General features: G+C 66.3%; 18 protein-coding genes and 1 riboswitch. Of the genes, 9 read left to right on the top strand and 9 right to left on the bottom strand.

Features of this window, described 5'->3' with window-relative positions; translation table 11 throughout:
- The first annotated feature begins 110 nt into the window (after positions 1-110).
- The 4 genes from DVU99_RS18935 (at position 111) to ppa (ending at position 6,018) form a co-directional block, all read left to right on the top strand.
- The gene (locus DVU99_RS18935) at positions 111-2,159 is read left to right on the top strand and encodes a sodium-translocating pyrophosphatase (RefSeq protein ID WP_114241789.1); all 2,049 of its coding nucleotides are present in this window, start codon (positions 111-113) and stop codon (positions 2,157-2,159) included.
- Between the two features lie 257 nt (positions 2,160-2,416).
- Positions 2,417-4,468: a prolyl oligopeptidase family protein gene (locus tag DVU99_RS18930; RefSeq protein WP_232823665.1), complete on the top strand. Its 2,052-nt coding sequence runs from the start codon at positions 2,417-2,419 to the stop codon at positions 4,466-4,468.
- A 57-nt stretch (positions 4,469-4,525) separates the two neighbouring features.
- The gene (locus DVU99_RS18925; protein ID WP_114241787.1) at positions 4,526-5,362 is read left to right on the top strand and encodes a 2OG-Fe(II) oxygenase; all 837 of its coding nucleotides are present in this window, start codon (positions 4,526-4,528) and stop codon (positions 5,360-5,362) included.
- Positions 5,363-5,478: 116 nt separating this feature from the next.
- Positions 5,479-6,018 carry an inorganic diphosphatase gene (gene ppa, locus DVU99_RS18920; RefSeq protein WP_114241786.1) on the top strand — a complete coding sequence of 180 codons (540 nt, stop codon included), beginning with the start codon at positions 5,479-5,481 and terminating at the stop codon, positions 6,016-6,018.
- Positions 6,019-6,072: 54 nt separating this feature from the next.
- On the opposite strand, the gene DVU99_RS18915 is transcribed toward ppa, so the two are convergent.
- The 4 genes from DVU99_RS18915 to DVU99_RS18900 all read right to left on the bottom strand — a co-directional run bounded on the left by DVU99_RS18915 (position 6,073) and on the right by DVU99_RS18900 (position 10,053).
- Positions 6,073-6,255, bottom strand: coding sequence for a hypothetical protein (locus DVU99_RS18915; RefSeq protein ID WP_114241785.1), 183 nt, complete (start codon positions 6,253-6,255; stop codon positions 6,073-6,075).
- A 68-nt stretch (positions 6,256-6,323) separates the two neighbouring features.
- On the bottom strand, positions 6,324-6,914 hold the full coding sequence (locus DVU99_RS18910; RefSeq protein WP_114241784.1) for a bacterioferritin: 591 nt from the start codon (positions 6,912-6,914) through the stop codon (positions 6,324-6,326).
- A gap of 292 nt (positions 6,915-7,206) precedes the next feature.
- Complete coding sequence (gene thiC, locus DVU99_RS18905) at positions 7,207-9,084, bottom strand: phosphomethylpyrimidine synthase ThiC (RefSeq protein ID WP_114241783.1); 1,878 nt, start codon at positions 9,082-9,084, stop codon at positions 7,207-7,209.
- Positions 9,085-9,226: 142 nt separating this feature from the next.
- Positions 9,227-9,321: riboswitch (TPP riboswitch) on the bottom strand.
- Between the two features lie 81 nt (positions 9,322-9,402).
- Complete coding sequence (locus tag DVU99_RS18900) at positions 9,403-10,053, bottom strand: TetR/AcrR family transcriptional regulator (RefSeq protein ID WP_114241782.1); 651 nt, start codon at positions 10,051-10,053, stop codon at positions 9,403-9,405.
- 98 nt (positions 10,054-10,151) lie between these two features.
- Here DVU99_RS18900 and DVU99_RS18895 point away from each other — a divergent pair, with 98 nt between their 5' ends.
- From DVU99_RS18895 to DVU99_RS18885, 3 genes are all read left to right on the top strand, one after another.
- Positions 10,152-10,487: a hypothetical protein gene (locus tag DVU99_RS18895; protein WP_114241781.1), complete on the top strand. Its 336-nt coding sequence runs from the start codon at positions 10,152-10,154 to the stop codon at positions 10,485-10,487.
- 166 nt (positions 10,488-10,653) lie between these two features.
- Positions 10,654-11,313: a protein-L-isoaspartate O-methyltransferase gene (locus DVU99_RS18890; protein ID WP_114241780.1), complete on the top strand. Its 660-nt coding sequence runs from the start codon at positions 10,654-10,656 to the stop codon at positions 11,311-11,313.
- Between the two features lie 26 nt (positions 11,314-11,339).
- Positions 11,340-12,668, top strand: a complete 1,329-nt coding sequence (locus DVU99_RS18885; protein WP_114241779.1) for a TolC family outer membrane protein — start codon at positions 11,340-11,342, stop codon at positions 12,666-12,668.
- An 83-nt stretch (positions 12,669-12,751) separates the two neighbouring features.
- Here DVU99_RS18885 and waaA read toward each other — a convergent pair whose 3' ends face one another.
- Positions 12,752-14,017, bottom strand: coding sequence for a lipid IV(A) 3-deoxy-D-manno-octulosonic acid transferase (gene waaA / locus DVU99_RS18880; RefSeq protein ID WP_114241778.1), 1,266 nt, complete (start codon positions 14,015-14,017; stop codon positions 12,752-12,754).
- A gap of 133 nt (positions 14,018-14,150) precedes the next feature.
- Between waaA and lpxL the strand changes: the two genes are divergently transcribed.
- Both lpxL and DVU99_RS18870 read left to right on the top strand, forming a co-directional pair.
- Complete coding sequence (gene lpxL / locus DVU99_RS18875; RefSeq protein ID WP_114241812.1) at positions 14,151-15,068, top strand: LpxL/LpxP family Kdo(2)-lipid IV(A) lauroyl/palmitoleoyl acyltransferase; 918 nt, start codon at positions 14,151-14,153, stop codon at positions 15,066-15,068.
- A 72-nt stretch (positions 15,069-15,140) separates the two neighbouring features.
- Positions 15,141-16,067 (top strand): DUF535 family protein, encoded by a 927-nt coding sequence (locus DVU99_RS18870; RefSeq protein ID WP_114241777.1) that lies wholly within the window; start codon positions 15,141-15,143, stop codon positions 16,065-16,067.
- Between the two features lie 5 nt (positions 16,068-16,072).
- On the opposite strand, the gene DVU99_RS18865 is transcribed toward DVU99_RS18870, so the two are convergent.
- The 4 genes from DVU99_RS18865 to DVU99_RS18850 all read right to left on the bottom strand — a co-directional run bounded on the left by DVU99_RS18865 (position 16,073) and on the right by DVU99_RS18850 (position 19,606).
- Positions 16,073-16,840: a glycosyltransferase family 2 protein gene (locus DVU99_RS18865; protein ID WP_114241776.1), complete on the bottom strand. Its 768-nt coding sequence runs from the start codon at positions 16,838-16,840 to the stop codon at positions 16,073-16,075.
- Positions 16,837-18,108: an O-antigen ligase gene (locus tag DVU99_RS18860; RefSeq protein ID WP_114241775.1), complete on the bottom strand. Its 1,272-nt coding sequence runs from the start codon at positions 18,106-18,108 to the stop codon at positions 16,837-16,839. Before DVU99_RS18860 ends, DVU99_RS18865 begins: the two co-directional genes overlap by 4 nt.
- 66 nt (positions 18,109-18,174) lie before the next feature.
- Positions 18,175-19,302, bottom strand: coding sequence for a glycosyltransferase (locus DVU99_RS18855; protein ID WP_114241774.1), 1,128 nt, complete (start codon positions 19,300-19,302; stop codon positions 18,175-18,177).
- A gap of 97 nt (positions 19,303-19,399) precedes the next feature.
- Positions 19,400-19,606, bottom strand: a complete 207-nt coding sequence (locus DVU99_RS18850) for a zinc-finger domain-containing protein (RefSeq protein ID WP_198670389.1) — start codon at positions 19,604-19,606, stop codon at positions 19,400-19,402.
- Between the last annotated feature and the right edge of the window lie 93 nt (positions 19,607-19,699).

The following is a 19,699-nucleotide window of genomic DNA, read 5'->3' as shown; positions in this document are numbered from 1 at the left end:
GTCACTGCAATTGCCTATACTCGCCCAGACCGCCCGCAAGGGCGGCCGCCGTGTCGGGGGTCGCCGATGGCGCTCCCGACGTTGTGGTTACCACCCATGGGGAGGCTCCGATGCTGCAGCAGTATGGCTTGTGGATCGTGCTGGCATGTGCGGTCCTGGCGGTTCTCTACGGCGCACTGTCAGTGCGCTGGGTCTTGGCACAATCGCCGGGCAATGCACGCATGCAAGAGATCGCTTCCGCGATCCAGGAAGGTGCGAAGGCGTATCTCAATCGCCAGTACGCCACGATCGGCGGCGTCGGTGTGGTGCTGTTCCTGATCATCGGCTTTGCGCTGGACTGGGCCACCGCGATCGGCTTTGCGATCGGCGCGGTGCTGTCCGGCGCTACCGGATACATCGGCATGAACGTCTCGGTGCGCGCGAACGTGCGCACCGCCGAGGCGGCCCGTGGCGGCCTGGCCGCGGCGCTGAAAGTGGCGTTCCGCGGCGGCGCGATCACCGGCATGCTGGTAGTGGGCCTGGCCCTGCTTGGCGTCACCGGTTACTACGTGGTGCTCAACCGCATGGGCTTCGAGACCATGCATGCGCTGCACGCACTGGTGGGCCTGGCCTTTGGCTCCTCGCTCATCTCGATCTTCGCCCGCCTGGGCGGCGGCATCTTCACCAAGGGCGCCGATGTGGGTGCCGACCTGGTGGGCAAGGTCGAGGCTGGCATTCCCGAGGATGATCCGCGCAACCCGGCCGTGATCGCCGACAACGTGGGCGACAACGTGGGCGACTGCGCCGGCATGGCAGCCGACCTGTTCGAAACCTATGCGGTGACCCTGATCGCCACCATGCTGCTGGGCGGCGTGATGGCCGAGCAGACCGGCAGCAACGGCGTGCTGTTCCCGCTGCTGCTGGGCGGCGCCTCGATCATCGCCTCGGTGATCGGCACCTTCTTCGTGAAGGCGCGCGGGCCCAAGATCATGAATGCGCTGTATGCGGGCGTGGCGGTATCCGGCGTGCTCGCCGCCATCGCGTTCTGGCCCATCACCAGCCAGCTGATGGCCGATTCCGCCTATGGCGTGGGCCACCTGTACGGCTGCGCCCTGATCGGCCTGGTGCTCACCGGCGCGATGGTGGTGATCACCGAGTACTACACCGCCACCGAGTACAAGCCGGTGCAGCACGTGGCCCGCGCCTCCACCACCGGCCATGCCACCAACATCATCGCCGGCATCGGTGTGTCGATGAAGTCCACCGCCATGCCCGTGCTGGCGGTATGCGCCGCCATCTGGGGCGCCTACCAGCTGGCCGGCCTGTATGGCATCGCCATCGCCGCCACCGCCATGCTCAGCATGACCGGCATGATCGTGGCGCTGGACGCCTACGGCCCGATCACCGACAACGCCGGCGGCATCGCCGAGATGGCCGACCTGCCGCCCGAAGTGCGCGGTGTCACCGACCCGCTCGACGCCGTGGGCAACACCACCAAGGCGGTGACCAAGGGCTATGCGATCGGTTCGGCGGGCCTGGCCGCGCTGGTGCTGTTCGCCGACTACACGCACAACCTCACCAAGCACCTGAACATCGACGACTTCCGTTTCGACCTCTCCAACCCTTACGTGATCATCGGCCTGCTGATCGGCGGCCTGATCCCTTACCTGTTCGGCGCCATGGCCATGGAAGCGGTCGGCCGCGCCGCCGGCGCGGTGGTGGAAGAGGTACGCCGCCAGTTCCGCGAGATCAAGGGCATCATGGAAGGCACCACCAAACCGGACTACTCGCGCGCGGTGGACATGCTGACCCGTTCGGCCATCAAGGAAATGCTGATTCCCTCGCTGCTGCCGGTGCTGGTGCCGGTCGCCGTGGTGTTCGGCTTCAAGTGGCTGGGTGGCCCCGAGGCCGGCGCGCAGGCCCTGGGCGGCGTGCTGATCGGCACCATCGTCACCGGCCTGTTCGTGGCCATCTCGATGACCACCGGCGGTGGCGCCTGGGACAACGCCAAGAAGTACATCGAGGACGATCACTTCGGCGGCAAGGGTTCGGAGGCCCACAAGGCGGCCGTGACCGGCGACACCGTGGGTGACCCTTACAAGGACACCGCGGGCCCGGCGGTGAACCCGCTCATCAAGATCATCAACATCGTGGCCCTTTTGCTGATACCTCTGCTGTAAGCATGGCGCGCCCGATTGCCGGAACGGTGATCGGGCGAACCCGCACGGCACGTTTGCCCCCTCTCCCCTCCAGGGGAGAGGGTTGGGGTGAGGGGCCACGCTGGCTCCGGTTCCAGTCTGGAAGCGATCATCCCGCAAGCACCTGCCCCTCACTGCTTCTCCCGGAAGCAGCAAGGGCCTTTCACCCTCAAGGAAGATCCATGAAGTCCAAGTCTCCGCGCTGGCTCGCCCTGGCACTGGCCGTCACACTAGGCGGCATGACCCATGCAAACGACAACCTCGCTCCCGCCGCCAGCGATCCCAACCTTTGGCTGGAAAACATCGACGGTGCCAGGCAGCTGGACTGGGTGAAGACCCAGAACGCCAAGACCGTGGCTGCCTATGCCCAGAGTGCCGAGTTCAAGCAGCTCGATGCACGCCTGCTGGAAGTGCTCGACTCGACCGACCGCATTCCGATGGTAGCCAAGATCGGCGACCTCTACTACAACTTCTGGCGCGACCAGGACCATCCCAAGGGACTGTGGCGCCGCACCACGCTGGCCGAGTACCGCAAGGACAAGCCGGCATGGGAGACCGTGATCGACCTGGACGCGCTGGCCAAGGCGGAGAACGAGAACTGGGTGTGGCACGGCGCGCAATGCCTCAAGCCCGACTACCAGCGTTGCCTGGTAATGCTCTCGCGCGGCGGCGCCGATGCCGACGTGGTGCGTGAGTTCGACCTGTCGGCGAAGCAATTCGTCAAGGGTGGATTCGAACTGCCCGAAGCCAAGAGCAACGTCGGCTGGAAGGACAAGGACCACCTCTATGTGGCCACCGATTTTGGCCCGGGCTCGATGACCACCTCCAGCTATCCGCGCATCGTCAAGGAGTGGCGACGCGGCACGCCGTTGGCCAGCGCCGTCACCGTGTACGAGGTGAAGGCCAACGACATGAGCGTCTCGGCCTTCCGTGACAACACGCCGGGCTTCGAACGCGACTTCGTCACCCGGCAGATCGCCTTCTACGACAGCGAGAGCTTTTTTCGCGGCAAGGATGGCAAGCTGACCAGGATCGACGTTCCCACCGATGCCCAGACCGACGTGCATCGCGAGTGGCTGCTGATCGAGCCGCGCAGCGACTGGACGGTGGGCGGCAAGACCTACAAGTCCGGCTCGCTGCTCGCGACCCGCTTCGACGACTACATGGCCGGCAAGCGCGAGCTCAACGTGCTGTTCGCTCCTACCGCGACCACCGCGCTGGACGGCTATTCGTGGACGCGTCACCAGCTGATCCTCAACGTGATGGACAACGTGGTGAACAAGCTGGAGGTGCTTACCCCCGGCCCTGGCGAATGGAAGCGGCAGAGCCTCGGTGGCGCGCCGGCGCTGTCCCAGATCGCCGCGGTGGGCGTCGATGACGACACCAGCGACGACTACTTCCTTACCGTCAGCGGTTTCCTGCAGCCCACCACGCTGTATTACGGCACCCTTGGCCAGGGCGAGGCGCAGGCGATCAAGCACAGCCCGAGCTTCTTCGACGCCTCGAAATACGTGGTGAGCCAGCACTTCGCCACCTCCAAGGATGGCACCCGCGTGCCCTACTTCGAGATCGCGCCGAAGGACCTCCAGACGAATGGCGTCAACCCCACCCTGCAGTACGGCTACGGCGGCTTTGAAATCGCGCTGCAACCGGCCTACAGCGGCAGCATCGGGCGCGCATGGCTGGACAAGGGCGGCGTGTACGTCATTGCCAATATCCGCGGCGGTGGCGAATACGGCCCGCGCTGGCACCAGGCGGCCATGAAGGCCAATCGCCTGCGGGCCTATGAGGATTTCGCCGCCGTGTCCGAGGACCTGTTCGCCCGCAAGATCACCTCGCCCGCCCACCTGGGCGCCATGGGCGGCAGCAACGGCGGACTGCTGATGGGCAACATGCTCACGCTGTATCCGCAGCTGTACGGCGCCATCGTCAGCCAGGTAGCCCTGCTCGACATGCAGCGCTACACCCATCTCTCGGCGGGCGCATCGTGGATCGCCGAATACGGCGACCCGGACAAGCCGCAGGAGTGGGCATGGATCAAGACCTTCTCGCCGTACACCAACGCCAAGGCCGGCCAGAACTATCCGCCGGTGCTGTTCACCACCTCCACCCGCGACGACCGCGTGGGCCCGGTGCACGCGCGCAAGATGTACGCCAAGCTCGAAGGGCTCGGCTATGACGCCAGCTTCTACGAGAACATCGAGGGCGGCCACGGCGCCGCGGCCGACAACAAGCAGGCGGCATTCATGAGTGCGCTCGGCTACACCTACCTGTGGGATCACGTGAAGTAAGCATCACCGATGCGTAAGATGGGACGCCGGGCTTCCCGGTGTCCCCATCGATCACGCATGAAAGAGCACACGATCCGCCCCGAACTGCGCGAATGGATCCTTTCCACGGTCCGCTCCGGCTACGGCCCGGGCGACGTGCTGCGCCTGATGAAGGACGCCGGCTACAAGGAAGACCAGAGCCGGCATATCCTCGCCCGCGTGCTCAACATGCCGATGACGACCTTGAGCACCAACATCAAGGAGTCCGGCAAGACCTACCGCACGCGCCATCCGGAGGCTCCACGCCAAGTCGTGGACGGCCACACGGTGCGCGTGGGCCTGAGCACGGAACGCCCGGTCATCCGCCTGCTGGAGGACTTGCTCACCGGCGAGGAGTGCGACGCGCTCATCGGCGAGGCCAGCCCGCGCCTGCAGCGCTCGCTTACCGTGGATGTCGACGGCAAGCACCAGACCGACGAGCGACGCACCAGCCAGGGCATGTTCTTCCGCATCGGCGAGACGCCGCTGGTGCAGCGGATCGAGCAGCGCATCGCACATCTGCTCGACATCCCGGTGAGCCATGGCGAAGGGCTGCAGATCCTGCATTACCTGCCCGGCCAGGAATACGAACCGCACTTCGACTGGTTCGATCCTACCCAGCCGGGCTTCGGCGCGGTCACAGCGCGTGGTGGCCAACGCATCGCCAGCGTGGTGATGTATCTCAACACCCCCGAGGCGGGCGGCGGCACCGGGTTCCCGGCGATCGGCCTTACCGTCACCGCCCAGCGCGGTTCGGCCGTCTATTTCGCCTACGACACCGGCGACCAGGCCTCGCTGCATGCCGGCCTGCCCGTAGTGAAGGGCGAAAAGTGGATTGCCACCAAGTGGTTACGCGAGCGGCCGTACCAGGCCTGAGCACGCCCCGGCGCCACATCGGCGGCTGAACTGGCGGCCATCCGGCTGCTGCGATGCACCACCTTTTGCCGTATCCTTCCAAGTCTTTGCTTTTGACTACGCTGAAGGACACGCCCATGGGTCTGCACCTCGTTCCCGCCGGCCGCAAGGTTCCGGACGAAATCAACGTCATCATCGAAATCCCGAAGGACGCCGAGCCCGTCAAGTACGAGGTGGAGAAGGAAAGCGGCGCGATCTTCGTCGACCGCATCCTGTCCACCCCGATGCGCTACCCCTGCAACTACGGCTACGTGCCGGGCACCCTGGGTGGCGACGGCGACCCGCTGGACGCGCTGGTGATCCTGCCGCTGCCGCTGGTGCCGGCTTCGGTGATCCGCTGCGTGCCGGTGGGCATGCTGAAGATGACCGACGAAGCTGGCAGCGACGAGAAGCTGGTGGTGGTGCCGGTGGAAAAGATCTTCGCCGGTTACGCGCACATCAAGGACATCAAGCAGGTGTCCGGCCACTGGCTGGAGCGCATCGGCCACTTCTTCGAGCACTACAAGGACCTGGAGAAGGGCAAGTGGGTGAAGGTCGAGGGTTGGGTCGGCGCGGATGAGGCCAAGGCGGAAATCATCGCCGGCATCGAGCGCTACCAGGCCGACAAGAAGGCCTGAGTCGCCTGACCAGAACGCGCCACCTCCGGGTGGCGCGTTTTTTTGTGTCTTTCGTCAGCCGGCCGGTTCGCTTTGCTGCGCCGTCTGCATGGCCTGCCCGGCCATGCCGCCGCCCTCGTCGGCCTGGCGCACCCACCACCACATCAGCGCGCTGGCCAACAGCACTCCCACGGCCAGCGTAATCAGCACGGCTCGAAGCACCACATGCCCTTCGCGGGCGCGGCTTGGTGTCGGCATGACACGTCTCCCGATCGCTGCACGTCTCCTTGCTAACGCCGAAGGCGCGACGTGGCTGACCGTGCGGTTCAGCTCTTGGACGGTTTCTTCCTTTGCGGGCCCGGCTTCGCCGGTTCGCCCTTCTTGCCGAGGTTGTCCAGCAGGGTCGCAAGATCCTCCGCATGCTCCTCTTCCATCGCGAGGATCTCCTCCATCAGGCGGCGCGTGGTCGGATCGCTGGCCCCGATGTAGTTGACGATCTCGCGATAGCTGTCGATGGCGATGCGCTCGGCCACCAGGTCTTCCTTGATCATGTCGACCAGGTCGTCGCCTTCCACGTAATCGGCATGGCTGCGCGTAAGCAGGCCTTCCGGCGAAAAGTTCGGCGCGCCATCGAGCTGGGTGATGCGCTGCGCGATCAGGTCGGCATGGCCCTGCTCCTCGTTCGCGTGCTCCAGGAACTCGGCCGCCACGCTCTTGGCGTGGATGCCCTTGGCCATGTAGTAGTGGTACTTGTAGCGCAGCACGCAGACGATCTCGGTGGCGAGCGCCTCGTTGAGCAGCTTGATCACCGTCTTGCGGTCGGCACTGTAACCGGCCGTGATCGCGCCCTGGTCGATATGCTCGCGTGCGCGCTTGCGGATGGTCTCGATGTCGGTGACGAACGGTTTCGATGCCATGGCGTGCCTCCACGGGCTGGCTGGGCAATGCCGGGCACCGTAGGGCGTTTGGTGCGAAACGCAGGTGAAAAATCTCCCTCGCGCTGCATCACGCCGGCCATGCGTACCGAACAGCGAGGGCGTGGGAGGGAGACGGCAATCAAGCTCGTGGCCGTGCGAAGCGCTGATCGCGCACAGGGGGCGCTGCTACAGGTGTAGCTTCCAACTGCAGGAGCGCACCCTGTGCGCGACCATCCCACGAAGCACACCGCTTCGACAGGTCAGCCGCGCACGGGGTGCGCCGGCACAGCAATTACGCCTTGTGGTAGACCTCGGAGCCCTGCTGGCGGAACTCGGCGGCCTTCTCGGCCATGCCTTCCTCCAGCGCTTCGATTTCGCCCGTGCCGTGCTCGGCAGCGTAGTCGCGCACGTCCTGCGTGATCTTCATCGAGCAGAACTTGGGGCCGCACATCGAGCAGAAGTGCGCGCTCTTGTGCGCATCCTTCGGCAGCGTCTCGTCGTGGAATTCCTTCGCCTTCTCCGGATCCAGGCCCAGGTTGAACTGGTCTTCCCAGCGGAATTCGAAGCGCGCCTTGCTCAGCGCGTTGTCGCGTACCTGCGCGCCCGGATGGCCCTTGGCCAGGTCCGCCGCATGCGCGGCGATCTTGTACGCGATGATGCCGTCGCGCACGTCCTGCTTGTTGGGCAGGCCCAGGTGCTCCTTCGGCGTCACGTAGCAGAGCATCGCCGTACCGAACCAGCCGATCATCGCCGCACCGATGGCGGAGGTGATGTGGTCGTAGCCCGGCGCGATGTCAGTGGTCAGCGGCCCCAGCGTGTAGAACGGCGCCTCGTGGCACTTCTCCAGCTGGCGGTCCATGTTCTCCTTGATGAGATGCATGGGCACGTGGCCGGGGCCTTCGATCATCACCTGCACGTCGTGCTTCCAGGCGATCTGGGTCAGTTCGCCCAGCGTGTCCAGCTCGCCGAACTGCGCCGCGTCGTTGGCATCGGCGATGCTGCCCGGACGCAGGCCGTCACCGAGGCTGAAGGACACGTCGTACGCCTTCATGATCTCGCAGATCTCTTCGAAGTGCGTGTACAGGAAGTTTTCCTTGTGGTGAGCCAGGCACCACTTGGCCATGATCGAACCGCCGCGCGAGACGATGCCGGTGACGCGCTTGGCGGTCAGCGGCACGAAGCGCAGCAGCACGCCGGCATGGATGGTGAAGTAGTCCACGCCCTGCTCGGCCTGCTCGATCAGCGTGTCGCGGAAGATCTCCCAGTTGAGGTCCTCGGCGACGCCGCCCACCTTCTCCAGCGCCTGGTAGATGGGAACCGTGCCGATCGGCACCGGCGAGTTGCGGATGATCCACTCGCGCGTCTCGTGGATGTGCTTGCCGGTGGAGAGGTCCATCACCGTGTCGCCGCCCCAGCGGATCGACCACACCAGCTTCTCCACTTCCTCGGCGATGCCGGAGCTCACCGCGCTATTACCGATATTCGCGTTGATCTTGGTGAGGAAGTTGCGGCCGATGATCATCGGCTCCGCTTCCGGGTGGTTGATGTTGGCCGGGATGATGGCGCGGCCACGGGCCACTTCGTCACGCACGAATTCGGGCGTGATCAGCTTCGGCAGCGCCGCGCCGAACGACTGGCCCGGGTGCTGGTTGAGCAGCGCGCTGCCCTGCAGCGCTTCGATGCGCTGGTTCTCGCGGATGGCGATGTATTCCATCTCCGGCGTGACGATGCCGCGGCGCGCGTAGTGCATCTGGGTGACGTTGGCGCCAGCCTTGGCGCGACGCGGCGCGCGCGTGGCGGTGAAGCGGAACGCGTCCAGCTTCGGGTCGGCGGCACGCTCGCGGCCAAAGGCCGAGCTCAGGCCGGCCAGCTGCTCGGTGTCGCCGCGCTCGGCGATCCAGGCGGCGCGCAGCGCCGGCAGGCCGGTGACCAGGTCCACCTTGTAGTCGGGGTCGGTGTAGGGGCCGGAGGTGTCGTAGACGGTGACCGGCGGGTTCGATTCGCCCCCGAACAGGGTCGGCGTCTGCGCCTGGCAGATTTCGCGCAGCGGCACCTTCAGGTCAGCCCGGCTGCCCTGCACGTAGATTTTGCGCGAGCCCGGGATCGGGCGCGTCACGGCTTCGGAGAGTTCCTGCGCGGCGCGCGCGAGGTCATTGGGCAGGGCATTCATCGGCTTGTGTCCGTCCGGGGGTCGAAGCGATGTCCCCGAGGGGACGTGCTTTTGTTGGGGAGCCCGCGCACGGGAGCGCGGGGTGTCGCGAATGGATTCGCATACCAGCAACAGAAGCGACGGCGCCTGGCGCACGGACTTGGGGCCGTGCGGCGAAGCTCCCTACAGCGGTACTAGCCGCATCAGGTTCGAAGGGACTCTCTCAGCCGGCTCACGCCGGCACCCCCGCTTCAAGGGGGCTATTTCAGCACGAAGCGGGGTGGACCGCGAGTGACGGGTCGTCAAGCGGCCTTTCTCCGGCCGCCAAGTCAGGGCTTTTCAGCGCGGAAGGTAGGCGCGCAGGAACATCTCGACACCATCGCGAGCGGTCTCTTCCAGCTCGGCGGCATAGGACTGGGCGCACTCCTCGCAGCCGAACATGCGACGCATGAGCATCTCGCCCTTGATCAGCGAAATCAGCTGGCCGGCGGCGCGGCCGACGTTGGGGATGTCCAGCTTGCCGTCGTCAACGGCCTGCTGGAGCAGCCGTTTCATCAGCTCGTGGCCGCGCTCGGGGCCTTCTTCCCACAGCAGCCGGCCGTAGCGGGGGTTGCCCTGGCGGCAGTCGCTGAGGATGGCGCGGAACGTGCCCACGTTCTGCACGTCGCAGTCCAGCCGGACATGGTGCAGGGCGATGCGCTCGAGCGTCTCGCGGATGTGCTCGCCCGGGACGTACTGGTAGGTGTCTTCCGGCAGCAGGTCCTGGATGCGGGCACGGATGACCTCGCGGAACAGGTTGTCCTTGTCGCCGAAGTGGCTGTAGACGGTGAGCTTGGATACGCCAGCCTCCGCGGCCACGGCGTCCATGCTGGTGCCCGCGAAGGCGTTGCGGATGAACAGGGCCTTGGCGGCCTCCAGGATCGCCGCACGCTTTTCCATGTCCTTGGGACGGCCGGGCCCCTGCGGCTTGGTCTGCGGGATCGAACTCATGGCAACACCTTCACAAATGGCTTCACAAATGGGTAACACGCGTTTAGTATACGCGGCGGTTTAGTTATTTTCCACGGCCACGATACACGGCTTGCCCCATGTCCACCACTATCGCAGAACTTTCACTCAGCGAGGCGTACCGCAAGGCCCAGCGAGCGCTGGCGGCCTGGCTCGAGCGCGGCCCCGCCGCTGCCCGCCAGGACGCCTTTGCCGTACGCGCCGCGCTGGCATTGGTGGACGCCACCGAGCGCAGCCGCCTGGCGCGCTGGCTGGCCTGGCTGACGGTCGCCGCCCGCATCCGCGGCGAGGCGTCGCCGGCGCCCCGCATCCAGCGCCTTGACGCATCCTTGCATCAGGCCATGGAAGATGCGATGGCACGGCTGCCAATGGGCCTGCGCGAGACCTCGCCGAGAATTCAACGCCGTAGCGCATAAGTGTCCGCGGACACCGCGTCCTGCATGACTTCCGTCAACCAGGCGCGATGACTTCCGGCACTTCGTGCCTCCGGGGCCAGGCCGCACGCTTTGCACATTGTCGGAAACTGGCTAACCGCTTATCCTTTTTAGCCTTTTTTCCCGATCCGAATAGGACGTTAGCAACATGGCGATGAACTTCGAACAGGCGCGACTGAACATGGTGGAAAACCAGGTGCGCCCCTGGGAGGTGCTGGATGCCCGCGTACTTGACGTGCTGGGCAGCGTGCGCCGCGAGGACTTCGTTGCCGAGGAGCACCGCAAGCTGGCCTTCGCCGACCTGTGCCTGCCGCTCGGTCATGGCGAAGTGATGATGAAGCCGGTAGTCGAGGGCCGCGTGCTGCAGGCGCTGGAACTGACCCCGACCGACCAGGTGCTGGAGATCGGCACCGGCTCGGGCTTCCTTACCGCCTGCATGGCCAAGCTGTCCGCCGGCGTCACCAGCGTGGACATCCATGCCGACTTCACCGCCACGGCGGGGGACCGCCTGGCCAAGGCCGGCATCGCCAACGTCAAGCTGGAAACCGGCGAAGCCGTGGCCGGCTGGCAGCCGACCGGCCTGTTCGATGCGGTGGTGGTCACCGGTGCGGTGTACCAGATCCCGCAGCGCTTCCTGGCCTGGCTGAAGCCGGGCGGTCGCCTGCTGGTGGTGCGTGGCGAGTCGCCGGTGCAGCACGTGCTGCTGATCACCCATGAGGGCAACGGCCGCTACCGCGAAGAATCGCTGTTTGAAACCGACCTTCCGTACCTGAAGCACGCCGAACCGCCGCGCCGCTTCGTTTTCTGATCCATTCCCCAAACATGAGGCAACCCATGCGCTTGAAGCTTCTGACCCTTGCCCTGGCCCTGTCGGCGCTCCCGCTGGCCGGCCACAGCGAGGACTTGCTGGATGCATACCGAGAAGCCCGCGCCAACGATCCGGTGCTGTCGCAGGCGGAAGCTACCCGCCTGGCCACCGGTGAGGGCGTCGTGCAGGCGCGTGCAGTCATGCTGCCGCAACTCAACGGCAGCTTTGGCCTCACCCAGCAGTCCACCGGCAGCGCGCTCAGCAGTGGCGAGGTCAGCGGCTCCGGCCATTCGCGCACCCGCGACCTGTCGGCCTCGCTGACCCAGTCGGTGGTGGACCTCAGCCAGTGGGCCAACCTCTCGGTCGCGCGCTCCACCGCGCGTTCGCAGGACGCCACCTACGAGGCCGCGCTGCAGGACCTGTTCGTGCGCGTCACCACGGCCTACTTCGGCGTGCTGACCAGCCAGGATGCGCTGGTGTTCGCCAAGGCCAACGAGGATGCCTACAAGGAGGCCTATGACCAGGCCGACCAGCGCTTCAAGGTGGGCCTGTCCGCGGTGACCGACGTCTACCAGGCGAAGTCGTACTACGAGCTGGCCAAGGCGCAGACCATCGCGGCGCAGAACACGCTGAACGACTCCAAGGAAGCGCTGACCCAGATCACCGGCAAGCCGGTGGGCGAGCTGAAGAAGCTGCGCGAGGACCTGCCGCTCACCCCGCCCGCGCCGAACGACCCGGACGCCTGGGTGCAGGCCGCGCTGAAGTCCAATGCCACCGTCCAGGCCGGGCAGTACAGCGTCGAGGCCGCCGAGCACGCGATCAACGCAGCGCGCGCCGGCCACCTGCCGACCCTCAACGCCTCGGTGTCGCGCGGCAAGGACACCACCTGGCTTGAGCACGGCAACTACAACGTGCCCGGCAACGGTTCCTACGGCACCACTGTTGGCCTGTCGGTGAGCATCCCGATCTTCTCGGGCGGCGCCACCCAGTCCAAGGTCCGCCAGTCGATCTACCAGCGCGACGAGGCCCAGGACTCGCTGGAAAGCACCCGCCGCCAGGTGGTGCGTGACACGCTGAACTACTACCGTTCGGTGATTGCCGGCATCAGCCAGGTGGAAGCGAACAAGGCCTCGGTGGATTCGGGCCAGAAGGCACTGGATGCCACCCGCGCCGGCTTCGACGTGGGTACCCAGACCATGCTGAACGTGCTCAACGCGATTCAGACGCTGACCCAGGCCGAAAGCAGCTACTCGCAGTCGCGCCACGCCCTGGTGCTGGATCAGCTGCAGCTGAAGGAATCGGCCGGCTCGATCGAACTCAAGGACGTCGAGCTGGTCAACGCGATGCTGCAGTAACAGCGGACCACTTGCGTCGCACACGAAAAGGCCGGGCTAGTCCCGGCCTTTTCGCATGCATGAGGCGGGCGAGGCCTGGACGTCTATTCCTGCAGCAGGTTGTCGATCATGCCCATGACGCGCTTGACCGCGCCGCGCTCGCTGTCGAACACGATGCGCGCCACCATGCCCATGCGCTCGCAACGCGGCTTGTCACGCAACAAGTTGAGTACCGCCGTCCCCAGCTCCTCGGCGCCATCGACCCGCATGGCGCCGCCCTCCTGGATCAAGGTCAGGGTGATCTCCTCGAAATTGAAAGTATGCGGCCCCACCAGCACCGGGGTGGACAGCGCCGCCGGCTCCAGCACGTTGTGGCCACCGATAGGCACCAGGCTGCCGCCCACGAAGGCCAGGTCCGAGGCCGCATAGAACGGCATCAGCTCGCCCATGGCATCGATCACGAAGACCTGGTGTGCCGACGAAGGCACGCGATCGACGCTGCGCGTGCCCACGGTGAAACCCAGGCTGCGTGCGGAGTTTTCCACCAGCTTGAAGCGCTCCGGATGGCGCGGTGCGATCAGCAGCAAGGCATCGGGCCAGCGCGTGAGCACCTCGAGGTGCGCTTCGAGCACCGGCAATTCCTCGCCTTCATGGGTGCTGCCCGCGATCCACGCCGGCCGCAGATGTCCCCACTGCTGGCGCAGCTCCTCGCCCTTGAGCCCTGCGTCGTATGGCACCGGCATGTCGAACTTCATGTTGCCGGTGACCACGATCTTCTCGGCGCTTGCGCCCAGCACGCGATAGCGCGCCGCATCGGTACGCGACTGTGCGGCGATCTGGCTCACGCAACCGAGCGCGCGCGAGACCAGGCTGCCCATGGGCTTGTAGCCACGCAATGAGCGTTCGGACAGGCGGGCGTTGACGATCATCAACGGGATGCCCCGCTTGCGGCAGGCAAAATAGAGGTTGGGCCAGATCTCCGTCTCGACGATCACCGCCAGGCGTGGCCGCACGCGGCGCAGAAAGCGCTTCACCGCGAATGGCAGGTCGTAGGGCAGGTAGACATGGAACACGCTGTCACCGAACAGCTGGCGCACGCGTTCGGAGCCGGTCGGCGTCACCGTGGTGACCACCAACGGTGCGTTCGGATAGTCGCGCTGCAGCGCCTTGATCAGCGGCTCGGCCGCGTTGACCTCGCCCACCGACACGGCATGCACCCACAGGCTGCCATTGACGCCGGGGGCCTGGAAGAAGCCGAAGCGCTCGCGCCAGCGCTTGTGGTAGTCGCGATAGCGTACGCCACGCGCCAGCAGACGCAGCACGATGATCGGCGTCACCAGGTACATGGCGAGGGTATACAGATAGCGCAACGGCAGGCCCTTCGAATCGGTGCGCCAGTATATCGGCTACCTGCCGCGGGCCGGCCACGCGTGACCGGGGCTGCGTCAAGCGTGCGGCTCGCCTCGTTTTGGCTTGTTCCCTACAATGGCATAGATGCCCGGCATGCCTCGTCCCCCGTTCGCTCGCACACTGCTCGCCCCGCAACACTGGCCGGCCTGGCTGGGCGCGGGCGTGATCTGGCTGATTGCGCGCCTGCCCCGCCCCTTGCTGATGGGGCTCGGTCGCCTGCTGGGCCAGCTGGTGCAACGCGTGCCCTCGCCGCGCCGCCACGTGGCCGAAGCGAATATCGCGCTGTGCTTTCCCGAGCTGTCCAAGGCCGAGCAGGCGGCGCTGGTCGACGCTCACCTGCGCGACATCGGCCTGATGATGATGGAGTTCGCGCTGGGCTGGATGGGCAGCGAACGCGCCATCGCCAACGTACCCGTCACCATCGAGGGGCTGGAACACCTCGAGGCCGCGCGGGCACAGGGCAAGGGCGTGCTGCTGGTCGGCGGGCATTTCTCGCACCTGGAACTGTGCGCGCGACTGGTGTCGCAGCGCATCCGCATCTCGGGCATGTACCGCAAGATGGATTCGGCGGTGTTCGAATGGGTCGTGCTGCGAGCGCGCCTCGACTACGCCGAGGCGATGTTCGACAAGGACGACATCCGCGGCACGGTGAAGTACCTGCGCAACGGCGGCACGCTGTGGTACGCACCCGACCAGGACATGCGCAGCAAGGACAATGTGTTCGTGCCGTTCTTCGGCGTGCCGGCGGCCACCATCACCGCCACCCATCACCTGGCGCGCCTGTCCGGTGCGCAGGTGATTCCTTTCCACCACCGCCGCCTGCCGGGCAATGCCGGCTATGCGCTGCGCCTGGGTGCTCCGCTGGCCCCCTTCCCCACCGCCGACGCGCTGGACGACACCGCGCGTGTCAACAGCTGCATCGAACAGATGGTGCGCGCCGCACCCGAGCAATACCTGTGGGTACACAAGCGCTTCAAGACGCGGCCCGAAGGCAGTCCGTCCATCTACTAGTCCATGTGACAGGTCGACGACAGTTAGTTTCGGTAAAACACAGCCTGTATTTTCCCCGACTGCTGTTCCTTCATGTCATTCCGGCTGCTCCTGCGCTCCCTGAGCCAGCGCCGCGACTGGCGAGGCCCCTTGCACAAGCGCCTTGCCGCCGGCCTCAAATACGTCGCCCGCAGTGCCCGCATGGCGCGGCGGCAATCCGCCTGGCTGCGCGAGCTGTACGATTCGCCGCGCCTGAGTGCTTTTCTTGCGCATGATCCACGCTTACACGAGCGCTGGCATCACCACTACATCAACCGGCGCATGGGGCGTTCCCGCCGGCTGGCGGTGATCCGCAGCCACTATCACTTCGCCTTCAGCTGCCTGCCGGCCGCCATGGTCGATGCGATCTACCTGAGCGGCCGCCACGAATTGGGCGCACTCAACCTCAAGGATGGCAGCCAGCTGCTGCTGGAGCTGCGTCGCCCGCTGGGCCGCAGCCGCGAGGGCGAGCTTGCGCTATGCCTGGCCAATTCCCAGGGGCAGGTGCTGTCTTCGCTGATCTTCAGCATCGCCGACGCAGGCCAGACCTTGCTGGTGGGCTGCCTGCAGGGTGCAGCGCCCGAACTCGGCCGCGAGGCCGTGCGGGAACTGACCAAGCAGTGCTACGGACTACGACCGAAGAACCTGCTGTTCTCCCTGCTGCTCGCCTTCGGCTCGTTCACGGGCGCGCGCGAGGTGCGCGGCGTCTCCAATCTTGCGCACCCGTTCGCTGGCGAGGACGACAAGATCAAGGCCGACTACGACGGCTTCTGGGAAGAATGCCAGGGTGAGCTGCAGGCAGACGGCTTCTTCGCGCTACCCATCCGCGAACCGGAACGCGACGAGTCCCAGGTGGAAAGCAAGCATCGCTCCGCCTTCCGTCGCCGTGAACTGCTGCGTCGCGAGGCCTGCGCGCGGCTGCTGGCCGCGCTGCGTGGCCAGCCCGTGGCATGGCCACAGGAGGCCGCCGCCGCGGCCTGACGGCGTCAGCGGCGGGCGCGCCTGGCCTGTTCGTGGGCTTCGTGCAGCTTGGCGTACTTCAGGAAGGCATAGAACGCGCCGGTGACGCTGGCGATGAAGCCTGCCCATCCATTGAGGAAGTAGCGCTTGCCGATGTACTGGCGCAGGAAGAACACCGGCGGATAGAACACCATCCGAAGGCCGGTGAAGCGCTGCTGCTTGCGCAGCTTGTGCGCCACCATGCCGGTGGTATAGCGGTTGATCTTCTCCACCCGCGTGGCGATGTCGCCGTCGCCATCGTTGACGAAGTCGGCGCTCCACAGCGTTTTGACCGGGCCGCGCACTTCCACCGCGGCATGCACCTCGACATCGTTCATGCCGCCGCGGCGCCGATCGAACAGGCGCAGGTGGCCGTTGCGCCAACTGAGGCGGTGCTGCACGGTCCAGAACATGCGCTCGCGCCGCGGCAGGCGGAAGCCTGCATGGCGTGGCTCCACCAGGGCCCGCTCGATGACCGCGCGCGTGCCCGGCGAAAGGATCTCGTCGGCGTCGAGGTTGAGGATCCAGTGGTGGCTGGCCATGTCGTAGGCGCGCTGCTTCTGCGGCCCGTAGTCGTCGAACGGATGCACCGCCACGCGTGCACCGTGCCGCTTGGCGATGGCCACGGTATCGTCACTGGAGCCGGAGTCCAGCACCACGATCTCCTCGGCCCAGTCGACCTGGCTGAGGCAGGCATCCAGGGTGTCGGCATTGTTGTAGGTGATCAGCACCACCGACAGCGGCTCGCGGGTCATGCGCGGCTGGCCTCCTGCGCCGGGTAGACATACAGGGCCGCACACCACAGGCCCAGCAGCCAGGCGAACAGCAAGCCCCACCACGCCGAATAGAACGCCAGATGGGTGTTGAACGGAAACAGCATCACGCCCAGCGCGAGCGTGGCGGGGAAGGCCCGCTGGCGGGCCGCGGCGCCGACGCGACGCCAGGCGCGCACCGCCAGCACGATGGCCGCCAGCCAGCACAACAGGCCCAGCGTGCCGGTCTCGGTGAGCACCTCCAGCACCCACTGGTGCGCATGGCAGGCGCCCTCGCCCACCCCGCAGGCCTCGCCCGACACCACGAAGTGGTCATTCGGTGGCGCATAGGCGGGATAGGCATCGCGGTAGGCGCGCACGCCCACGCCGTTGACGGGATGGGCACGGAACATCGCCACGCTGGTACGCCAGATGTCCAGGCGTCCACTCAGCGCGGTATCCAGCGACTGGTCCGAACCGTGCAGCGCCTGCAAGGTGCGATCCATGCGCAGCTGGAAACGGTCGGAGGTCTTCCAGGCGATGCCGCCGGCCAGCAACAACAGCAATGTGCCCCCGGCGGCGGCGGCCATGAAGCGCATGGGCGAACGCGAGGCATGCCAGGCAAAGCCCAGCGCCACCAGGGCGTAGCACAACCACGAGGCGCGCGAGCCCGACAGCAGCACCGGCCCCAGCAACAGCAGGAAAGACAGCAACAGGCCCTTGGTGCCCCAGCGGCGGCCCGCCGACCACAGCACGAACGGGGACAGCACGGCCAGCGACGGCCCCAGCTTCAGGTTGGTGGCGCCGAAGATGCCGGAAATCCGCTCGGCCTCGGCGCGCCCACCCAGGCTCCAGCCAGTGAGTGCCTGCACCCAGGCATCGACCGCCCAGAACGCCACCACCACGGCAACCGCAAGGTAGAGAGCCTCGAGCTTTTCCTCACGACGAATGGCGAAGCAGGCGTACAAGCCCAGCGGCACATAGCGCAGCAGCGCGGCCACCGTGGACCAGCTCTTGCCCGGCGCCAACGAATCAACTGCCGACAGCAGGGCTGCCGCGATATAGGCACCCAGCAGCCACAACAGCAGGCGCGCGCCGGCATGGTCGCGCAGCGCGCCTGGCTGCCGCACGAACAGCAGCACTACGCCGACCAGGCACAGGAAGGTGCCGAGTTCCGAGCTGCGCCCCAGCGGCAGCAGGGCGATGACCAGCCAGAACGGCAACAGGGGCGAGCGCAGGGCTGCCTTCAGGGAAGAAGCGAATGAGGTCATGCGGACATCGTATGGACGCGGCGCACGCATTGTAGGGGAGCCGGCCATCCGACCGGCGAACGGTGCTCAGACCGCGGCAAGCTCGTCGTACAGGGCCAGCGTGGCCTGCTGCATGTCGCTCAGGCGATAGCTCTGCAGCATCGGGATGGGCGGCGCCACGCGCAGCAGCTCCGCTGCGCGCTCCACCAGTCGCTCACGATCGGCCGGCGGCACGCGGCCGGCCGGATACAGCTCGGCCAACAGCTCACCCACGCCACCGTGCGCATAACCCAACACCGGACGGCACAGCGACAGTGCCTCGATCACGGTGCGGCCGAACGATTCGGGCTTGTTGGACAGCTGCAGTACCAGCGCCGAAATCGCATAGATGTCGCGCACATCGCTGCGCGGCGGGGTCATCACCACCTGCGACTCCAGGCCGCGGGCACGAACCAGGTTACGCAGCTCCTCCACGTAGGCTTCGCGGCCCGGCTCGATCACGCCCAGCAACAGCAGGCGCACGTCGATGCCGCGGCGCTTGAGCTCAGAGACCAGCTCGACCGCGTCGTGATGGCCCTTCAGCCGGGTGCCGCGACCGGGCAGGGTCAGCAGAGGCCCGCCGGCCAGTGCCGGGTACTCGGCGAAAAACGCCTTGCGCCAGGCATCGTCGGGGCGATGGCCATAGGGGAACGCATCCGGGTCGATGCCGCGGGGGATCACCCGCACCCGGCCCGGCTCCAGCCACGGGTAGTGGCTGAGCATGAAATCTCGCAGCGTCTGCGACACCGCGATCACCCGCTCGCCGCGCAGCAGGATGGCGCTGTAGCGACCGGGCGAATTGAGCCCGTGCACGGTGGTGACGAAGTGAGGAACCGGCTTGAGGCCCTTGATAGCCCACCAGCCCAGCCAGGCCGGAAGGCGCGAGCGGGCATGCACGATGTCGGGCTTGAGCTCACGCAGGAGCCGCCGCAGCGCACCCACTTTCATCAACGTGCCCAGGGACTTGCGGCCGATGTCCAGGGTGATGTGGCGGCTGCCTTCGGCCTCCAGCTGGGACACCATGCGGCCGCCGGCGGAGATCACGATGGACTGGTGCCCGGCCTTGACCAGGGCGCGCGCGATCTCCAGCGTGGACCGCTCGGCCCCACCAGAGTGCAGGGCTGGGATCAGCTGGACGACGGTCAACGATCTCACTGGCGTGGCGACTGCTGACATGATTGGTTCAAAAGGTGCCTTCATCCCTAGAGGCAAGCAGCAATCGTGCCTAAAACGGCAGCGCAGGTTGTTTCAGTTGAAACTGATGGGCCGGAACTCAGTCCCGCAGCACGTAATGCGCGCCACAATAAGGACATGTGGACTCGCCGCCGTCCTCGACGACCGGCAGATAGACCTTCGGATGGGAGTTCCACAGCGCCATGCCGGGCATCGGGCAGGACAGCGGAAGGTCCGCCCGCGTCACTTCATAACGATTTTCGGCATTCGCCGGGATCAGCGGGGCAGCCGCAGGGGAACGCGACATGGGGGAGAACTCCATCAGGACACCGGATCGCCCATGTTAGCAGGCGAACCCCTTTTCGAGTTGCGCGATAGCCACGACCTTCGCCGCAGGCGA

This window comes from Dyella sp. C9, from assembly GCF_003332825.1.
In the GTDB taxonomy this organism is placed as follows: domain Bacteria; phylum Pseudomonadota; class Gammaproteobacteria; order Xanthomonadales; family Rhodanobacteraceae; genus Dyella.
Note: the sequence above shows the minus strand (reverse complement) of the source record. Positions and strands in the feature narration are given on the sequence as shown.

Bases quoted from the DNA above. Each gene is read 5' to 3' on its own strand.
- DVU99_RS18935 (WP_114241789.1), top strand. From the start codon at position 111: ATGCTGCAGCAGTATGGCTTGTGGATCGTGCTGGCATGTGCGGTCCTG.
- DVU99_RS18930 (WP_232823665.1), top strand. From the start codon at position 2,417: ATGACCCATGCAAACGACAACCTCGCTCCCGCCGCCAGCGATCCCAAC.
- DVU99_RS18925 (WP_114241787.1), top strand. From the start codon at position 4,526: ATGAAAGAGCACACGATCCGCCCCGAACTGCGCGAATGGATCCTTTCC.
- ppa (WP_114241786.1), top strand. From the start codon at position 5,479: ATGGGTCTGCACCTCGTTCCCGCCGGCCGCAAGGTTCCGGACGAAATC.
- DVU99_RS18915 (WP_114241785.1), bottom strand. From the start codon at position 6,255: ATGCCGACACCAAGCCGCGCCCGCGAAGGGCATGTGGTGCTTCGAGCC.
- DVU99_RS18910 (WP_114241784.1), bottom strand. From the start codon at position 6,914: ATGGCATCGAAACCGTTCGTCACCGACATCGAGACCATCCGCAAGCGC.
- thiC (WP_114241783.1), bottom strand. From the start codon at position 9,084: ATGAATGCCCTGCCCAATGACCTCGCGCGCGCCGCGCAGGAACTCTCC.
- DVU99_RS18900 (WP_114241782.1), bottom strand. From the start codon at position 10,053: ATGAGTTCGATCCCGCAGACCAAGCCGCAGGGGCCCGGCCGTCCCAAG.
- DVU99_RS18895 (WP_114241781.1), top strand. From the start codon at position 10,152: ATGTCCACCACTATCGCAGAACTTTCACTCAGCGAGGCGTACCGCAAG.
- DVU99_RS18890 (WP_114241780.1), top strand. From the start codon at position 10,654: ATGGCGATGAACTTCGAACAGGCGCGACTGAACATGGTGGAAAACCAG.
- DVU99_RS18885 (WP_114241779.1), top strand. From the start codon at position 11,340: ATGCGCTTGAAGCTTCTGACCCTTGCCCTGGCCCTGTCGGCGCTCCCG.
- lpxL (WP_114241812.1), top strand. From the start codon at position 14,151: ATGCCTCGTCCCCCGTTCGCTCGCACACTGCTCGCCCCGCAACACTGG.
- DVU99_RS18870 (WP_114241777.1), top strand. From the start codon at position 15,141: ATGTCATTCCGGCTGCTCCTGCGCTCCCTGAGCCAGCGCCGCGACTGG.
- DVU99_RS18865 (WP_114241776.1), bottom strand. From the start codon at position 16,840: ATGACCCGCGAGCCGCTGTCGGTGGTGCTGATCACCTACAACAATGCC.
- DVU99_RS18860 (WP_114241775.1), bottom strand. From the start codon at position 18,108: ATGACCTCATTCGCTTCTTCCCTGAAGGCAGCCCTGCGCTCGCCCCTG.
- DVU99_RS18855 (WP_114241774.1), bottom strand. From the start codon at position 19,302: ATGTCAGCAGTCGCCACGCCAGTGAGATCGTTGACCGTCGTCCAGCTG.
- DVU99_RS18850 (WP_198670389.1), bottom strand. From the start codon at position 19,606: ATGTCGCGTTCCCCTGCGGCTGCCCCGCTGATCCCGGCGAATGCCGAA.